This window comes from Rhizobacter sp., from assembly GCA_021153565.1.
Lineage (GTDB): Bacteria > Pseudomonadota > Gammaproteobacteria > Burkholderiales > Burkholderiaceae_C > Albitalea.
In genome coordinates this window covers 1-16,520 of record JAJKJU010000078.1, presented here as the reverse complement: position 1 = coordinate 16,520, position 16,520 = coordinate 1, and the positions used below count along the sequence as shown (strand labels likewise).

Genomic DNA, 16,520 nt, shown 5'->3' with positions numbered 1-16,520 from the left:
CTGCTCGTCGTTGCAAATGCTCGCCATAGCCAAGCTATGGCTGCGCTTTGCGCCTAGATCAGGCGCCTTTTGACGTGCTGCTCGGACACGTTCGAAATACTTCAGCCTCTCAGCGCGATGTCAGTTGGGTGCCTGCCCCGATCCCAGCGTGAAGCTCAAACTTCTGAGGCCCGTGGTCTGCTTCTCGACGAACAAGCCGTTGTAGTAGACGGAATCCAGCGTGACTGGGGGCATACCGCCAATCGGTTTCCCGTCGAGCTTGGGCTGGAAGGTGACCTGCCCGCTGTCCGAGACGGTGATCGCCACGGTAGGCCTGCTGCCGGGGTTGGGAAACACGTCCGGCGGCGTTTGAACGTCTGCGAACGGGTTGGTCGGAACGAACACATTGGACCAGCGTTGGAACTCGCCGGACAAGGTCTTCTTGTCGGCAGAAAGCTTCAGCGGTCCATTGGAATAGTTCACCTTGTCCGCAGAATCAGGGCTCCCCGATGGATGGGAGCCGGGCAGGTGCTCGACAAGAGTCGCGTATACAACAGCCACTGAAGGGAAGTCTTTGCCAGGGTTCAGGACCCCCAGCTTGGCGTGGTCGAATACGGATTTCAGGGTTGTATCGTTCGGCATGAAAATATCTCACTTCGTTCAGTTGAAGGTTGGCGCAGTCTCAACTTCGTGCCGTCATGGCGACGTTGTTGCCCGCACCGGCTTTTGCACAGCTGTTGCTCGTCCTGCACTGCCAAGTCGACGGCAGTGCACTCGAAGCAGGAAGTGGATTTAGAGATCTAGCCCCCCAGCGTCATGCTGTGATCTGGACATGCCCTCGATGTCTCACTCCCTTGTCGTTCGAGACGACGGTGTGACTCTACGGCGGGATGCAGCAGTCTCTGCTTCCGTCCAAAAATTCGGAACGTAGTTCAGAACGTCATTTAATCAGGGAGGAGATGCCATGAAGGCCGATGGCGAATCAGATCAAGCCTATGCCTACCGGCTGCGTGCCATCGAAGATCTCGAACGGCGTATTCCGCATCAAGGATACGTTTGGGGTGTCGGCTCGCGACAGCCCAACGGCAGCGTGAACATCGTTCGCGAGCTGGCCTCCTGGCGTGGGTTGCCTGAACTCTTCGTCAGAAACTACGCAAAGGTGGCCGATCAAGATGTGGTGGGAATGCTTTTCGCAGCATTCCCGAAACTCACCTTCCGGGTATCGGTATCGGACTACGAAGGGCTCGTGGACAAGCTGCCCAGCATGAGCGGGCTGGCCGAATACCTCAGGAGTTCCGAGATCCACCACCTGATGCTTGCAGGGCTGGAGATACCTTCTGCAGGGCTGGCCTGGGTGACTCTTTACCGCCGCAGGACGGAAGACATGGCGCCAGGCGAGGAACCTCCGCCATTCTCGGCAGAAGATGAGGCCTGTGCGAGATACGTCGTGCCGTATCACCTCTATGAATGGCTGAGCCTGCTTCGGCAGCACCCTGAAGTGCCGAGAGAAGACGAGGCGACCAGCCTGAACGAGGACGCTGCAGCGCTGCTCTGGATGAAGCCGCAAGAAGCCCTCATTGCAGCCATGTTGGCCCACCAACTTCCGGTAAAGATCATTTCCAAACTCACCGGGCTGAATCCGGGACAGATCTACGACAGCCACAAGGCATACAGCAAGAGAACGGGCCTCAAGCAGCAAATCGACATGCTGGTGCTGGCACGATTGCTCGGCCGATCACCCTCGCAAAAACCGTGAGCAGGATCGCTTGCGGTTCAAACACTCATCCTATGCACAGACGTTTTATCAGCTCCGGTTCTCCCTTCGAAGACCAGATCGGCTATTCGCGGGCTGTCGTTCAGGATCCGTTCGTCTTTGTCTCGGGCACAACAGGCTTTGACTACAGCACCATGACCATCGCGCCCGACATCGTGGCGCAGACCGATCAATGTCTTCAGAATATCGAGCAGGCCCTGAAGGCCGCGGATTCCAGCTTGCTCGACGTCGTCCGGATCACCTATGTCGTCCCGAACGCTGAAGACTTTGAGAAGTGCTGGCCCGTTCTGCGACGCTACCTGGGCAACATTCGTCCCGCAGCGATGATGATTTCGGCCAAGCTGCTGGATCCGCGGATGCTGATCGAAATCGAAGTCACCGCCATGAAGCAGTCCGCCGCGGGTGACGACGGCTCCCGGAACAACGCCTAACTCTGGGGGATTCGCAGTTCAGATCTTGCACGTCGCTGCGCTTTGCGCGACCCTTCGGCACATGGCAACACCTATCAGCATCAGCGTCCCGCACCAGCTCGGCCGCGCCGAGGCCCGCCGCCGTATTGAAACCGGCTTCGCGAGCATCACGCACCAGTTGCCCGGCGGCGGCACCTGCAACGAACGATGGGACGGCGATCAGATGACCTTCAGCATTGCGGGGGTAGGTCAGACCATCTCTGGCACCGTCACGGTGCTTGATGCGGCAGTCAACATCAAAGTCGAGTTGCCGGGCGTACTCGGCATGATCGCCAGCGGCCTCAAAGGGCGGCTTGAAAAGGCAGGGCAGCTGCTGTTGACGAAGAAGTAGCGCCGGCTGGGTTCCTCAACCCGTCCTTGAACTGGCAGTGAAAGCTGCCAATTGAGCGTCAAAAGCGCGCTTGTAGGCAGGGCGCGCTTCGCCGCGGGCGACATAGGCGGATAGGTTGGGATATTCGTCCAGCAGCCCCGACGTTTTCAACCTGAGCAGCACCGCCACCATCATCAGGTCGCCCGCGCTAAACGCACCATCGAGCCAGTGGGCATCGCCAAGGCGAGCGGAAAGCTCGCCCAGGCGGACACGGATGCGATCCTCGACGACAGGCAGGCGCTGTTCGTACCAGCTCTTGTCGCCTTCCAAGAGCTTGGTGTTATGAAGATCAAGGATCGGCGGCTCTACCGTGCTGAGCGCGGCAAACATCCATGTCATCGCGCGCGCCCGGGCATTCGCATCGCCAGGCAGCAGACCTGCATGGCGCTGCGCAATATGGAACACGATTGCCCCTGACTCGAACAGGACAAGATCGCCGTCTTCATAGGTCGGAATCTGCCCGAAAGGATGAAGCGCGCGATGCGCCGGTTCCTTGTGCGCGCCAAGGGAAACAAGACGAACCTCGTAAGATTGCCCCACTTCTTCAAACGCCCAGCGAACGCGCATGTCACGCGCGAGTCCCCTGCCGCGGTCTGGCGACCGTTGAAACGCGGTAATGGTCGGGGTCATATTTCTCCCTGTGCTGAATGGCCCGTTGAGGGGCACAGATTAGCCGTTCGAGACCGACCCTGATCGACGTCCGGAATAGTCTCTCGGCAGACAGACTCGACCGGACACACGTCAGGTGCGACTGCGCAGCGTGCACGCTGAAATCGCCGAGCCTGACGCAAAGGGAAACAACGCACGAGAATCGCCGCATGAAGCATCTGCGTTTTTACTTCGATGTCATCTCGCCCTTCGCGTACCTCGCCTTCGAGCGCTTGCCGCGCGTGCTCGATGGCCTCTCGTACAGCGTCGACTATCAGCCGGTGCTCTTCGCCGGCATGCTGGCCCACTGGGGCCAGAAGGGCCCCGCCGAAATTGAGCCCAAGCGTGCCTGGACCTTCCGCCACGTGCACTGGCAGGCGCATCGCGACGGCATCGCACTGAAGACCCCCGCGCAGCATCCTTTCAATCCGCTCGCCTTGCTTCGCCTCGCCATCGCTTGCGCTCCCGAAGGCGGTACGCCAAGCCGCCATGTGTGCGAGCAGCTCTTTCGCCACGTCTGGCAAGACGGTGCCGATGCGAACAATCCGCGGCGTTTCGAGGACCTCGCGCAACGCCTATCGCCACGCACCGATCCGAACAGCGATTCCATCAAGCAAGCCCTCAAGGACTCGACCGCACAGGCCATCGCCAAGGGCGTATTCGGCGTCCCCACCATCGAGCTCGATGGCCGTCTCTTCTGGGGTGTCGATGCGCTCGACATGATCGGCGCGAGCATGCGCGGCGATGGGTGGTTCGACGGAACCGCATGGTCCGACGCTGCGGTTGCACCACCCGGAGTTCCACGTGCCCCCTCGGGCAATCCTTGACAGGGACTTTCCATTGAATATCACATTGAGAAATTGAACCCGGGGGTTCGCCCTAGGTTTGTCAGCAAACGTTCAGCGTCCCGTCAGGAGGGGGTCAGAGCCCGCCTTGAAGATACCGGCCATGCACCGCCGGGTGGCGGTGTCCTTTCACAGGAGACACAGATATGGCAACTACAGTGGGCGTGGCGAAGCCGCCAGTCAAGTCCACCGCTCCGATGACGGCAGAGGAAAAGAAGGTCATCTTCGCCTCGAGTCTCGGCACGGTTTTCGAGTGGTACGACTTCTATCTCTACGGCACTCTCGCCGCGATCATCGGCAAGCAGTTCTTCTCGAACCTTGATCCGACCTCGCAGGTGATCTTTTCTCTGCTTGCCTTCGCTGCCGGCTTCATCGTGCGTCCGTTCGGCGCGCTGGTCTTCGGCCGGCTCGGCGACATGATCGGTCGCAAGTACACCTTCCTGGTCACCATCCTGATCATGGGCTTGTCGACGTTCATCGTCGGCACCCTGCCTTCGTATACGTCCATCGGCATCGCAGCACCGGTCATCCTGATCGGCCTGCGTCTGCTTCAGGGCTTGGCACTGGGCGGCGAGTACGGCGGCGCAGCCACCTACGTGGCCGAGCACTCGCCGCACGGCAAGCGCGGTGCGTACACCTCGTGGATACAGACCACGGCAACGCTTGGCCTGTTCCTGTCGCTGCTCGTGATTCTCGGAACGCGCACCTGGATGGGTGAAGACGCCTTCGCTGACTGGGGCTGGCGCATTCCGTTCCTGGTGTCGATCTTCCTGCTCGCCATCAGCGTGTGGATTCGCTTGAGCATGAACGAGTCGCCCGCCTTCAAGAAGATGAAGGAAGAGGGCAAGACTTCCAAGGCCCCGCTGACCGAGTCCTTCGGCCGGTGGAAGAACCTGAAGATCGTGATCCTGGCGCTGATCGGCCTCACGATGGGTCAGGCGGTCGTCTGGTACACGGGCCAGTTCTATGCGCTGTTCTTCCTGACGGGCGCATTGAAGGTCGACGGCGCCACCGCCAACATCCTGATCGCGTTCTCGCTCTTGATCGGAACGCCGTTCTTCGTCGTGTTCGGCGCGCTGTCGGACAAGATTGGCCGCAAGCCCATCATCATGGCGGGCTGCCTGGTCGCTGCGCTCACGTACTTCCCGCTGTTCAAGGCGTTGACTGAAAACGCCAACCCCGAACTCGCGGCTGCCCAGGCCAATAACAAGGTGGTCGTGGTCGCTGACCCGGAGCGTTGCTCATTCCAGTTCAACCCGACCGGCGTCGCCAAGTTCACGAGCTCGTGCGACATCGCGAAGCAGGTGCTGGCCGGCCGCTCGGTGAGCTACGAGAACGAAGCGGCTCCCCCCGGCAGCGTGGCGCAGATCAAGATCGGCGACAAGGTCATTTCGGGCTTCGAGTCCAAGGGTCTGCCTGCAGATGAGTACAAGAAGAAGGATGCCGAGTTCAAGGCCGCGATTGCTGGTGCCCTGAAGGACGCTGGCTACCCGGCCAAGGCCAAGCCGATTCCGTTCATGAGCGGAGCCTGGTGGGCCATCGTCGCGATCCTGACCATCATGGTGATCTACGTGACCATGGTGTACGGACCGATCGCCGCGATGCTGGTCTAGCTGTTCCCCACACGCATCCGCTACACGTCGATGAGCCTGCCGTACCACATCGGCAACGGCTGGTTCGGCGGCCTGCTGCCTGCCACGGGTCTCGCGATCGTGGCCCAGACCGGCAACATGTACAACGGCCTGTGGTATCCGATCATCTTTGCAAGCATCACCTTCGTGGTCGGCATGTTGTTCGTCAGGGAAACCAAGGACGTCAACATCTACGCCAACGACTGATGGCACATAGGGCCGCGGCATGACGCTGCGGTCCTTCCGAAGTCCTTTCAAAGGTTCAATCGATCATGTGGAAATTGGTCCTCGGCTTTGTCCTGTTCGCTGCCTTGGCGATGTTCATGCTGAAGAATGCCGGCGGCGACGTGGACATGGGCGGCGAGAAGCATGGCATCGACTCGCACCCGGCCACGGCTGCGCCAACACCTGCTCCAGCCGCATCGAAGTAACCGACGCTGCCATCCGAGGTATGAACCGGCCGGTCAAAAAACCGGTCGGTTTCTTGTGTGAGTTCGAGGAGCTCGCAACCTGTCAGTGCTTACATCTTGCCCCACACCAGTCGTAAACGTACCGTCCAAACATACGGTGGTCGCAAACAGACCACCAGAAGAATGACGGGAAGAAAAACGAATGAGCCGATCAATCGGTCGTGTGGCGAATGTTCTGTGTGCGGCGGCGCTTTCCATGGCATTGCCTGTGGCGTTCGCGAAGGACGGCCCGCCTGTGGGAGCGAAGCTCGTCCATCGAGACAGCGGCGGCCGCGATTGGTGTGTGACCGTGGTCGCCACGGACCGTGGAGTGGATGCCCAGGATTGGGTCTGGTTCACCTTTGACGAGGATCCTCGGCGCATCGAGCATGCGCCGGTCGAGGCCCTGGGAAGTTCGTGCAAAGCTCCCTTGAAGTAGCCCGGTTCACGCGGGCGACGAATTGCCCGGCTCTTTCTCTTGAAGCGCTACCAGGCACTCGCTGCACAAGCACCAGCGATATCGTTTCTCCAACTCCGCGAGCGTCGTCGCGCTCAGCTTGATTCGCGAGCACCAGCAAGGCTCTTCGTCGTTCACGCCGCATCGAAACGCGGCGCTGCAACGGGCGCAGGCCGCAGCACCGGCCGCACCAAGGTTTGTCACGCGAACAACTCCTTGTGCTGCTCGCGGAGCAGGTTCTTCTGCACCTTGCCCATCGCATTTCGCGGCAACTCATCGACAACGAAGAGTTGCTTGGGCACTTTGAAGTTCGCGATCTTTGATTTCATCTCGGCGATGAGCAACGGGGCATCGAGTGCTGCGCCCGGCTTGCCCACGACCACGGCTACCACCGCCTCACCAAAATCACGATGCGGCAGGCCGATCACGGCGCTTTCCGCTACGCCGGGTGTTGCGTTGAGATAGCCCTCGATCTCCGCCGGGTAGACGTTGTAGCCTCCGGTGATGATGAGATCTTTGCTTCGGCCGACCATGACGACGTAGCCCGATTCATCAACCTTGCCCATGTCGCCGGTCTTGAACCACCCGTCGTCGGTGAACTCTTCCTTCGTTTTTTCCGGCATGCGCCAGTAGCCTTTGAAGACGTTGGTGCCCGTGACTTCAATTCCGCCCACCACGCCTTTGGGGGCGATCTGTCCCTGATCGTCGCGCACCCGCAAGCCGACGCCGGGCAGCGGAAAGCCGACAGTGCCGCCGCGCCGTTCGCCATCTTTCGGGTCGCAGGGGTTGGAGGTCAGCATCACCGTTTCGCTCATGCCGTATCGCTCGAGAATGGCGTGGCCGCTGCGTTCGCGAAACTCGTTGAATGTCTCGATGAGCAGTGGCGCGGACCCGCTGATGAACAGCCGCATATTCCTGCACGCATTTCGTGTGAATGAAGCTTCGCCCAGCAGCCGCACGTACAGCGTCGGCACGCCCATGAACACCGTGGCCTCGGGCAATCTCTCGGTCACGGTGCGCGGCGAAAACTTGTTGAACCACAGCATCTTGCTTCCGTTGAGCAAGGCGCCGTGCGAAGCGACGAAGAGGCCGTGGACGTGGAAGATGGGCAATGCATGGATCAATACATCACCTTCGCGCCAACCCCAGCAGGACTTCAAGGTGAGCGCATTCGTCAACAGGTTGCCGTGGCTCAGCATCGCGCCCTTGCTTCGCCCAGTCGTGCCGCTGGTGTAGAGGATGGCCGCGAGGTCGTCGGCGCCGCGATGCGTGGGTGTGTTCGTGTCCGGGTGCAGGGCCGCGCGATCGAGCAGGGTGCCGGTTCGGTCCTCGTTCAACGTGAACACATGCGTGCAGCCTGCCTTGAACGCGATCTTGCTGACCCATCCGAAGTTCTTGCCCGAGCACACGAGCACGCTGGGTTCTGCATTGCCGATGAAGTACTCGATCTCGCTGCTCTGATAGGCGGTGTTCAGCGGCAGGTAGACGTAGCCTGCACGGATGACTGCGAGGTACAGCAGCAGCGCTTCGACCGACTTCTCGGTCTGCACGGCCACGCGCGCACCTGCAGGCAAGTCCAGCCACTGCAGCAGGTTGGCGATGCGTGCCGTGGCCCGGTCGATGTCGCGCCATGTGTAGAACAGCGGATCGCTATCGGCAGTTTCGATGGCGGTGCTGTCGAGGTCCGTGGGGAAGGCGTCGCGGATGGCGACGAAGAGATTTTGGTTCGCTGTCATGAAAGGAAACCTGGATGAAATCAGCCTCGCTGGCGATGGGGGTACATGTCTTGGCTTCGTTGTTGGGGGTAACTGATCAGATCAGCGGCGCAAAGGCCCGCGATTGTGCGACCTCGCCATGCACGAGTTTCTCGTGGTGGGAAGGATTCAACGTATTTTTCCGACTGGCAAGGACTGGTCCGCGCTATGCGAGGCGCCCACCGTCGCCAGGTACTGGTGGATTTGGGCCACGGCCGCCGCGCCTTCGCCGATGGCGCCGCCAACCCGCTTGACCGAACCTGAACGCACGTCGCCTACCGCGAAGACACCGGGGATGCTGGATTCCAGCGGCGCCGGCCGGAATCCATCGGGCGACGCGCGTAACGCAATGCCGGTGAGCACAAATCCATGCGGATCGACCGCCACTTTGCAGCTCTCCAGCCAGCGGGTTTCGGGATCTGCGCCTACGAACAGGAACACATTGCGCAGCGCCCTTTCATCATCGACCCCGGCTCGGTGGTCACGCCATGTCACTGCAGTCAGTCCGCCAGGCGCGTCGCCGTGCAGCCGAATGATCTCGGTGTGCGGCCTCAGCTGGATATTGGGAGTCGCGTCGATGCGGTCGATCAGATAGCGCGACATGCTCGCCGCGAGACCCGGGCCTCGCACGAGCATGTGGACCTTTGATGCATGCTGCGACAGGAACACCGCCGCCTGGCCCGCGGAGTTCCCTCCGCCGACCAGCACCACCTCGGTTTGCGCGCACATCGTCGCTTCAAGCGCAGACGCCCAGTACCAGATACCCCGGCCTTCGAATTCTTTCAGGCGCGGCACGTCGGGCCGGCGGTAACGCGCACCGCTGGCGATGACCACGGTTCGGGCCCGCAGACGCCGGCCATCGGTGAGCCGGACGATGAGTTCGCGTTCTCGCCCAATGCGCGCGCAATCGAGCGACTGCACTTCAGTCGGAATCAGCATTTCGGCGCCGAACTTCTGCGCCTGTACATAGGCACGGCCCGCCAATGCCCCGCCGGAGATACCGGTGGGAAACCCGAGGTAGTTCTCGATGCGCGCACTGGCGCCCGCCTGCCCACCATAGGCGCGGCAATCGAGCACGACGACGCGCAACCCCTCGGAGGCAGCGTACACAGCCGTCGACAGGCCAGCAGGACCCGCACCCACCACGGCCACGTCGAACAAGTCATCGTGGTCCACGGTGTCGACCATGCCCATGCAGCGGGCCAGCGCGGTATCGGATGGGTTGAGGAGCACCGAGCCGTCGGGACACACGGCCAGGGGCTCGCCGGCGGCTGCGCCGTATTGCTCCATCAAGGCCGCGGCGCTGTCATCCTGGCTGGCATCGACCACGTGATAAGGCTCGCCATTGCGACTCAGGAAATTCTGCAGCCGCAGCATGTTGGCGGACCCTGGCTGGCCGATCAGCACGGGACCGCTGGCGCCGGCCTCGATGAGCGCCACGCGACGAAGGATCAGCGCGCGAACCAGGCGCTCGCCAAGATCTGCCTCGGCAATGATGAGCGCTCGCAACTGGCTGGAAAGTAGCAGCAGCACCTCCACGTCTTCTTGGACGATTCCGTCGACCAGCGATGGCTTGCCGGAGAGCGTGCCGACTTCGCCCATGAACTGGCCGCGACCGTGTTGCACGATGGGTGTCACGCGGCCCATTCCGTCGCGCTGGCTGACGGCCAGGACGCCTTTGAGCACGACAAACATGCCCGGGCTCGGCTCGCCCGCGGTGACCAGGCGCGTGCCGCGCGGGTGCGCTTGCTGCGTTCCGAACCGGCGCATTTGCGCCAGATCGGCCTCGCTGAGCACCGGAAACATCTGGTGGCGGCGAGACAAGAGCTCGCTGGGTGCGTCGTCGGCCATGGCAACTCCCATGTGGGGCGTTGGCGATGATTAGACGACAGGCGAAAGCGCAATGCTGCGGCCATGGCAAAGTCCGCGTTTTGCTGATGCTGCACGGCGGCTCGGTGCGTTGGAGATCTGTTGGCCTGGACGATTTCAGCCACTTGAGCAGGATCAATCGTGTCATCAGCCAGGGAAAGCACCGACATCCTTGCGAAAGTCCCCCTCAAAGCCCCCGATACGCGGTGGGCGTCCCCTCCGCTCCAGTGGCGACGTGTCGCTATCATTCTGGGCTTCCACCGGGACTGGCGACAGGTGCCTACTGCAGCGCCACCAGCACGCCACACCTTGCAGTAAAAGGCCGCAGACAATGCAGCGATTTGACATGGAAATCACCGAGTTGCGCGCCCTGGGTTTTGCAGAAGGCCTTCCCATCGGGTCGCCCCATCGGGCCGAGGACATCGTCGCTCGTCTCGAGTCAGGCCGCATTGGCGTCGCAGTGGAATTCTGTGACCGTGAGGGCTCGCCGACGTACGCGGTGATTCCTCTGCTTGCCGGACGTAACCACGGGCGCGTGGCCACCGACACCTGGGTCGACGTCGTTCGCGACATTCGTCGGCGCACACCACTGAGCGACAACGAATGAACGAGATTCTCTCGATGGCTAACCTTCAAGTAGATCCGGCACGGCCGGCGCTGACGTCCGAGCAAACCCTCACTGGCTGGCGCCGTGAGTTCTGTGTCGAATTACTCGGCGAAGGTCAGGCGCGAGTCTTCCTTCGAGCCGTCGAGTTGCCCTCGATGAAGGCCGATGAACTCCGCCAGGCCATCTTGTTCTACCGCGTCGGTGCCGCCTTCCACGACCTGGATGGCTGCGTCGCAGCGGTGCGCGAGCCGCTGGAGCGTCTCGCTCGCACGGCGGTGCGGCAGAAGCCAGGCAAAGACAATCTTTTCGCAGCGGTCACATACGACCGCAACGCCTGGGATCGCGTGGTGCAAGGCGTCGAGAATTGGCAGCGCCGTCTGCACGCGACTCTGTCTCGAGAGTCGAATCGTTAAGGATTCGGCAATGCAAGGTCCGGCGACCAAAGCTTCATGCATGACGCTCGCGTAACAGAGGGTTCGTGCAATATTTGCCCAGACCACCGTTTTCGTCACCGAGACCGCGACGACACGTCCGAAAGCGCATCAAGGCCGGTCGTTTCGGCGATGACAATGGTGCGGTCGAAAAGAGGACATGCGCATGGACACATCAATGATCAAGGGAATTGCAGTCGGTGGCATCGCCATGGTAGTGCTCGGAGCTGGCGCAGTCTCGGGCTACAGGACGATGACGAAGCCAGAGTTTGCCGAGGTCGTCGCAGTGAAGGAAGTCGTCGAGACGATGGTGACTCCACAAGAGAAATGCGAAGACGTCAAAGTGCAACATCGGGCGCCTGTGAAGGATGAGCATCGCATTGCCGGCAGCGTGGCCGGTGGACTCGCGGGCGGACTGTTGGGAAGTGCCGTGGGCGGCGGCAAGGGCAAGACACTTGCCACCGTCGCCGGTGTTGCCGCTGGAGGCTACGCTGGCAACCAAATCCAGAAGAAGATGCAAGAGAAGGATGTCGTCACGACGACCGAGCACCGCTGCAAGACCGTGAATGAGAAATCGCAAAAGGTGGTCGGCTACAACGTGACATATCGCCTTGACGGCAAGGATGGCGTGGTACGGACGTCCTTCAAGCCGGGCCCGACGCTGCCGGTGAAGGACGGGCAAGTCGTGGTGACGACGCCGAGCTCGGACAACAAGTCGTAGCATCGGGAAGCGATGGCGCTCATCGTAGCCATTGCGCCCCGGGCGCCGGCAGCAACTCCTGGCCTAATTTCACAAGTCTCCGATTTGATCCGGGCGTCGCAATCCGCGTTGTTCCAGCAACTGCCAGACCGCGCGCTTTTCGTGGTCCTCCATGCGAGACCAGTTGGCGATTTCATCGAGGGTGCGAAAGCAGCCTTCGCACAAGCCGGTGGACGGGCTCATGCGACACACGCTGGTGCAAGGGCTGGGGACGGGGGCGACGAGTTCGGACATTGAGGAAATTGTCGCCCTGATCCGCTATTCACGGTATTCGTTCAGACGCTTGGCGCACCGATGGGCACCCGCCCTCACCGCCCTTCACATTCAGCGTGTACGAATCTCTCGGCACACCACGCTCAGCATCAAGATTGCACGATATCGACCACCGGTGCGGCAGTCAGCGCCTCGAGTTGCTGGGGGCTCAGTTTGAATACGCCGTTCGGATGCCCTGCCGCAGCCCACACTTCGCCGAAACGAAATAGCTCGCGGTCGATCAGCGTCACAGGCGTGTTCGCATGCGCGATCGGTGCGACGCCGCCGATCGAGAAGCCCGTTCGAGTCTTCACGAATTCGGCATCCGCACGACCGATGGGCCCCACGATGGCGGCCACCTTTTTCTCGTCGACCCGCCTGTCGCCTGACGTGACGACGAGCACCGCAGCATCGTCGCTCTTGCGGCGAAAGATGACGCTCTTGGCGACTTGACCGACTTCGATATTGAGCGCGTCGGCGGCCTCCTGTGACGTACGTGCCGCGATGTCGAGGAAGATCGGCGCGTGAGGATGGCCGCGTGTTTGCAGGGCGCGACTCACGGTTTGAAAACCTTCAGGTTTGTCAGAGAGTTCCATTACTTCATGAACCACCTTGAACAATCAGGCTCGTTTCGCGAGCATGGCCTTCGCAGCGCGCGAAACCGGCGGGCGGCCCAGCACATTTGAGATGGCCGCACCCGCATCCACCAGCAATTCGATGTCGATCCCGGTCGCAATGCCCAGTCCGTTGAGCAGGTACACCACATCTTCTGTCGCCACATTCCCTGTCGCACCCTTGGCATACGGGCACCCGCCCAGCCCCGCGATGCTGGCGTCGAAGTTGGAGATGCCCATTTCAAGGCACGCATAGATGTTGGCCAGCGCCTGCCCGTAGGTGTCGTGGAAATGCCCGCTCACCTCTGCGATCGGATAGTGCTTCAAGGCACGCTCCATCGCCGCCTGAACACGCTTTGGCGTGCCCACGCCGATGGTGTCGGCGACACCGCAATGGTCCACGCCGATGCCTTTCATCAGAACGACCAGGCGTTCCACTTCGTCGGGCGTCACTTCGCCCTGGTACGGGCAGCCCAAGGCACATGAAATCGCCGACCGCACCTTGATGCCCTGTGCGTGCGCCGCTGCCACCACCGGCCGGAAGCGCTCGATGCTTTCTTCGACACTGCAGTTGATGTTGCGCTGGCTGAACGCCTCGCTCGCCGCACCGAACACGACGACCTCATCGGGCCATTGCTCGCGCGGAGCGGAAAGTGCTGCCTCCAGGCCCTTCATGTTGGGCGTGAGCACCGAATAACGCACGCCTGGCTCACGGCGGATGCCGGCCATCACTTGTGCGCTGTCCGACATCTGGGGCACCCATTTTGGGCTCACGAAGCTGGTGACCTCGATCTCGTGCAGGCCTGCAACCTGCAGGCGGTGAACAAGGTCGATCTTGTGGGCCGCATCGACCATTTGCTTTTCGTTCTGCAAGCCGTCGCGCGGCCCGACATCGACCAATTTCACTCGATCAGGAAACATAACAAAAGTCTCACTTTTACGGACAGAGTTGTGAAAGCCCCCGTGTTGAGGGGTGGCGACGGACAAACCACAAGAACAACATGTCTGCATTGCTCAAGGAATCGCCTGTGGACCTGAATACTCGCCTTCGCATTGCCACGCGCATCCATTTCGCACTGCTGCGCAACCTTGGTGAAGGTGTGGACGTGGCGGCCATGCTCAAGAATGAAGAACAAGCACGCGAAGTGCTGTGGGTGTGTGAAGCCTCCGGTGACGAAGAGCTCGTGGCCCTCGGACGGCAATTCCAGCGCGCCGTTACCCTCGAAGAAGAGGCCCGCACCGCTGCGGGTCATGCGACCCAGGATACGCCTTGGGCTCGCGACACGTCGGGCTTCGGCGTCTCGCAGGCGCCCGACATGGCCGAGCTGGGTGGTCGACGCGCAAGCATCGCTCCAACACTCACCGCCGCGGTGCGCCAACGCGGCGAAGCCCGTGGCGCGGCCGCCTGGCTGAATCCGGTGAACTGGCTGCGTCGCGGTCAACACTGAAGGCCCTCATTCGGCCTTCTCGAGGCGCAGCAGTTCGCCGCCCTCGCCCACCTGGTCGCCCACGGCATAGAGCAACTCTGCCACCGTGCCATCGCGCGGCGCGGTAATGGTGTGCTCCATCTTCATCGCTTCCATCACTGCGAGCGGCTGGCCCTGCGTCACGACGTCGCCAGCCTTGGCGAGGAAAGCAATCACCTTGCCGGGCATTGGCGCCGTCAACCGGCCGCCTTCGCTTGCGCCATCGGCAGCATGGGCGATGGGATCGAACTCGTCCACCACTGCCGAGCCATCCGGCGAGAAGATACTGATGCGCTCGCCGGTGGCGTAGGCAGTCAACACGTAACGCCGGCCATTGAGGGCCACGTCGTGGACATTCTTGCCGCGTGAGCCGATGGAGATCGGTTGACGCTTGTCGCCGATGCAAAGCAGCATCTCGCCGTGGTGCGTGCGCTCGAGGCGAGCCACATGATGCTCGCCCTTCATGTCGAGGTCGAAGCGTCTCACCGCCGCGCCATGCATGCGCCAGCCGTCGCGCCGCGACAAGGGGTCGGCGTCTTCGAGTTCCGCTTCGTCGGCAAGCGCGTGGGCAATCACCCCGGCTGCAGCCACGTCAGGCGGCAGTGGTGCGGCATTGAACAGCGCCGCACGTTCGCGTTCGATGAGCGCAGTGTCTAGATCGGCCTGCGAGAAGGACTTGCTTTGCACCACGCGTCGAAGAAACGCCAGGTTGGTGTGCAACCCGACGATGTGCGTTTGCGCCAGCGCTGCATCGAGCCGCGCCAAGGCTTGTTCACGGTCGGCGCCCCAGACGATGAGCTTGGCGACCATCGAGTCGTAATACGGGGAGATGGCATCGCCTTCGCGGACACCCGCATCCAGTCGAACATCGCCGCGCTCGAACTCCGCAGCCGATGGGGTGCGGTACACCTCGAGGCGACCGGTGGCCGGCAGGAAATTCGCGTCCGGGTTCTCAGCGCAGATTCGCGCCTCGATCGCATGCCCGTGGATATGCAACTGATCCTGCCTCAAAGGCAAAGGCTGGCCCGACGCGACCCGCAACTGCCACTCCACCAGATCGAGCCCGGTGATCGCCTCCGTCACCGGATGCTCCACCTGCAGGCGGGTGTTCATTTCCATGAAGTAGAAACGCAGGTCGCCGCCATCGGTCGGCTCAGCGATGAATTCCACCGTTCCTGCGCCGACGTAGCCCACCGCCTTGGCCGCCGCCACTGCCGCCTCACCCATCTCGCGGCGACGCGCCTCGCTCATGCCCGGTGCGGGCGCTTCCTCGAGCACCTTCTGGTGCCGCCGCTGTACTGAACAGTCGCGCTCGAAGAGATAGACGACATCACCCTTGGTGTAGCCGAAGACCTGGATCTCGATGTGACGCGGCCGCGTCACGTAACGCTCGATGAGCACCGCGTCATCGCCGAAGCTGTTGATCGCTTCGCGCTTGCACGATGCAAGCGCCGCGTCGAACTCCGCCGATGAATTCACCACCCGCATGCCCTTGCCGCCACCGCCCGCACTGGCTTTGATCAGCGCCGGGTAGCCGATGCGATCGGCCTCGCGCTTGAGCAGGTCCGGGTCTTGATTGCCGCCGTGATACCCCGGCACCAAAGGCACGCCGGCCCTCTCCATCAACTGCTTGGACTCGGCTTTGAGGCCCATGGCCTTGATTGCCGACGGCGGCGGGCCGATGAAGACGAGGCCGGCATCGGCGCAGGCTTGCGCGAAGTCTTCGTTCTCGCTCAGGAAGCCGTAGCCAGGGTGCACGGCCTGTGCGCCCGTGGCCTTGGCTGCTTCGACGATCCGATCGCCGCGCAAGTAACTTTCCTTGGGCGACGACGGCCCGATGTGCACCGCCTCGTCGCAAGCCATCACGTGCTTGGCATTCGCGTCCGCGTCTGAATAGACGGCCACCGTGCGGATGCCCAGCTTGCGCGCCGTCGCAGCGACACGGCAGGCGATTTCTCCGCGGTTGGCGATCAGGATCTTTTTGAACATGAGATGTGCCTTGTGATGTCAGAGGCACCGCTTTCAAGGCCTTCGCTCCCTCTGGGAGAGGGCGGGGGTGAGGGCCGTGGGCGGTGAATAAAGCCATGGGTTGCCATCACCGCAGCCCCTCACCCAACCTCTCCCCAGAGGGGAGAGGAGCCAAT

The 16,520-nt window shown here is 61.9% G+C and carries 19 protein-coding genes and 1 pseudogene; 11 read left to right on the top strand and 9 right to left on the bottom strand.

The window, feature by feature from the left end; genetic code table 11:
• Positions 1 to 120: 120 nt before the first annotated feature.
• Positions 121 to 621, bottom strand: coding sequence for a hypothetical protein (locus AC30NL_RS04920; protein ID WP_489462894.1), 501 nt, complete (start codon positions 619 to 621; stop codon positions 121 to 123).
• A gap of 322 nt (positions 622 to 943) precedes the next feature.
• Here AC30NL_RS04920 and AC30NL_RS04915 point away from each other — a divergent pair, with 322 nt between their 5' ends.
• From AC30NL_RS04915 to AC30NL_RS04905, 3 genes are all read left to right on the top strand, one after another.
• Positions 944 to 1,735, top strand: coding sequence for a hypothetical protein (locus AC30NL_RS04915; protein WP_489462893.1), 792 nt, complete (start codon positions 944 to 946; stop codon positions 1,733 to 1,735).
• On the top strand, positions 1,732 to 2,184 hold the full coding sequence (locus tag AC30NL_RS04910; RefSeq protein WP_489462892.1) for a RidA family protein: 453 nt from the start codon (positions 1,732 to 1,734) through the stop codon (positions 2,182 to 2,184). Before AC30NL_RS04915 ends, AC30NL_RS04910 begins: the two co-directional genes overlap by 4 nt.
• Before the next feature lie 61 nt (positions 2,185 to 2,245).
• Positions 2,246 to 2,554: a polyhydroxyalkanoic acid system family protein gene (locus AC30NL_RS04905; protein ID WP_489462891.1), complete on the top strand. Its 309-nt coding sequence runs from the start codon at positions 2,246 to 2,248 to the stop codon at positions 2,552 to 2,554.
• A 15-nt stretch (positions 2,555 to 2,569) separates the two neighbouring features.
• Here the strand turns inward: AC30NL_RS04905 and AC30NL_RS04900 are convergent, their stop codons facing one another.
• Positions 2,570 to 3,223 (bottom strand): glutathione S-transferase family protein, encoded by a 654-nt coding sequence (locus tag AC30NL_RS04900; RefSeq protein ID WP_489462890.1) that lies wholly within the window; start codon positions 3,221 to 3,223, stop codon positions 2,570 to 2,572.
• A gap of 188 nt (positions 3,224 to 3,411) precedes the next feature.
• Here AC30NL_RS04900 and AC30NL_RS04895 point away from each other — a divergent pair, with 188 nt between their 5' ends.
• The 4 genes and pseudogenes from AC30NL_RS04895 (at position 3,412) to AC30NL_RS04880 (ending at position 6,605) form a co-directional block, all read left to right on the top strand.
• Positions 3,412 to 4,068 (top strand): 2-hydroxychromene-2-carboxylate isomerase, encoded by a 657-nt coding sequence (locus AC30NL_RS04895; protein ID WP_489462889.1) that lies wholly within the window; start codon positions 3,412 to 3,414, stop codon positions 4,066 to 4,068.
• Between the two features lie 164 nt (positions 4,069 to 4,232).
• A pseudogene (locus AC30NL_RS04890) lies at positions 4,233 to 5,924 on the top strand (MFS transporter).
• 65 nt (positions 5,925 to 5,989) lie between these two features.
• Positions 5,990 to 6,148, top strand: a complete 159-nt coding sequence (locus AC30NL_RS04885) for a hypothetical protein (RefSeq protein WP_489462888.1) — start codon at positions 5,990 to 5,992, stop codon at positions 6,146 to 6,148.
• 181 nt (positions 6,149 to 6,329) lie between these two features.
• Positions 6,330 to 6,605, top strand: a complete 276-nt coding sequence (locus AC30NL_RS04880; RefSeq protein ID WP_489462887.1) for a hypothetical protein — start codon at positions 6,330 to 6,332, stop codon at positions 6,603 to 6,605.
• Between the two features lie 6 nt (positions 6,606 to 6,611).
• Here the strand turns inward: AC30NL_RS04880 and AC30NL_RS04875 are convergent, their stop codons facing one another.
• The 3 genes from AC30NL_RS04875 to AC30NL_RS04865 all read right to left on the bottom strand — a co-directional run bounded on the left by AC30NL_RS04875 (position 6,612) and on the right by AC30NL_RS04865 (position 10,228).
• Positions 6,612 to 6,827 (bottom strand): cysteine-rich CWC family protein, encoded by a 216-nt coding sequence (locus tag AC30NL_RS04875; RefSeq protein ID WP_489462886.1) that lies wholly within the window; start codon positions 6,825 to 6,827, stop codon positions 6,612 to 6,614.
• On the bottom strand, positions 6,824 to 8,359 hold the full coding sequence (locus tag AC30NL_RS04870) for a malonate--CoA ligase (protein ID WP_489462885.1): 1,536 nt from the start codon (positions 8,357 to 8,359) through the stop codon (positions 6,824 to 6,826). Before AC30NL_RS04870 ends, AC30NL_RS04875 begins: the two co-directional genes overlap by 4 nt.
• 147 nt (positions 8,360 to 8,506) lie before the next feature.
• Complete coding sequence (locus AC30NL_RS04865) at positions 8,507 to 10,228, bottom strand: FAD-dependent oxidoreductase (RefSeq protein ID WP_489462884.1); 1,722 nt, start codon at positions 10,226 to 10,228, stop codon at positions 8,507 to 8,509.
• Between the two features lie 349 nt (positions 10,229 to 10,577).
• On the opposite strand from AC30NL_RS04865, the gene AC30NL_RS04860 reads away from it, so the two are divergent.
• From AC30NL_RS04860 to AC30NL_RS04850, 3 genes are all read left to right on the top strand, one after another.
• Positions 10,578 to 10,853, top strand: a complete 276-nt coding sequence (locus AC30NL_RS04860) for a hypothetical protein (RefSeq protein ID WP_489462883.1) — start codon at positions 10,578 to 10,580, stop codon at positions 10,851 to 10,853.
• Positions 10,850 to 11,266, top strand: a complete 417-nt coding sequence (locus AC30NL_RS04855) for a hypothetical protein (RefSeq protein WP_489462882.1) — start codon at positions 10,850 to 10,852, stop codon at positions 11,264 to 11,266. Before AC30NL_RS04860 ends, AC30NL_RS04855 begins: the two co-directional genes overlap by 4 nt.
• A 184-nt stretch (positions 11,267 to 11,450) precedes the next feature.
• Complete coding sequence (locus tag AC30NL_RS04850) at positions 11,451 to 12,005, top strand: glycine zipper 2TM domain-containing protein (protein ID WP_489462881.1); 555 nt, start codon at positions 11,451 to 11,453, stop codon at positions 12,003 to 12,005.
• A gap of 69 nt (positions 12,006 to 12,074) precedes the next feature.
• On the opposite strand, the gene AC30NL_RS04845 is transcribed toward AC30NL_RS04850, so the two are convergent.
• From AC30NL_RS04845 to AC30NL_RS04835, 3 genes are all read right to left on the bottom strand, one after another.
• Complete coding sequence (locus AC30NL_RS04845) at positions 12,075 to 12,278, bottom strand: DUF1289 domain-containing protein (RefSeq protein ID WP_489462880.1); 204 nt, start codon at positions 12,276 to 12,278, stop codon at positions 12,075 to 12,077.
• A gap of 128 nt (positions 12,279 to 12,406) precedes the next feature.
• Positions 12,407 to 12,892 (bottom strand): YbaK/EbsC family protein, encoded by a 486-nt coding sequence (locus AC30NL_RS04840; protein ID WP_489462879.1) that lies wholly within the window; start codon positions 12,890 to 12,892, stop codon positions 12,407 to 12,409.
• A gap of 24 nt (positions 12,893 to 12,916) precedes the next feature.
• The gene (locus AC30NL_RS04835) at positions 12,917 to 13,831 is read right to left on the bottom strand and encodes a hydroxymethylglutaryl-CoA lyase (RefSeq protein ID WP_489462878.1); all 915 of its coding nucleotides are present in this window, start codon (positions 13,829 to 13,831) and stop codon (positions 12,917 to 12,919) included.
• An 80-nt stretch (positions 13,832 to 13,911) separates the two neighbouring features.
• Here AC30NL_RS04835 and AC30NL_RS04830 point away from each other — a divergent pair, with 80 nt between their 5' ends.
• Complete coding sequence (locus AC30NL_RS04830; protein ID WP_489462877.1) at positions 13,912 to 14,358, top strand: hypothetical protein; 447 nt, start codon at positions 13,912 to 13,914, stop codon at positions 14,356 to 14,358.
• Between the two features lie 6 nt (positions 14,359 to 14,364).
• On the opposite strand, the gene AC30NL_RS04825 is transcribed toward AC30NL_RS04830, so the two are convergent.
• On the bottom strand, positions 14,365 to 16,365 hold the full coding sequence (locus AC30NL_RS04825) for an acetyl/propionyl/methylcrotonyl-CoA carboxylase subunit alpha (protein ID WP_489462876.1): 2,001 nt from the start codon (positions 16,363 to 16,365) through the stop codon (positions 14,365 to 14,367).
• Positions 16,366 to 16,520 lie beyond the last annotated feature (155 nt).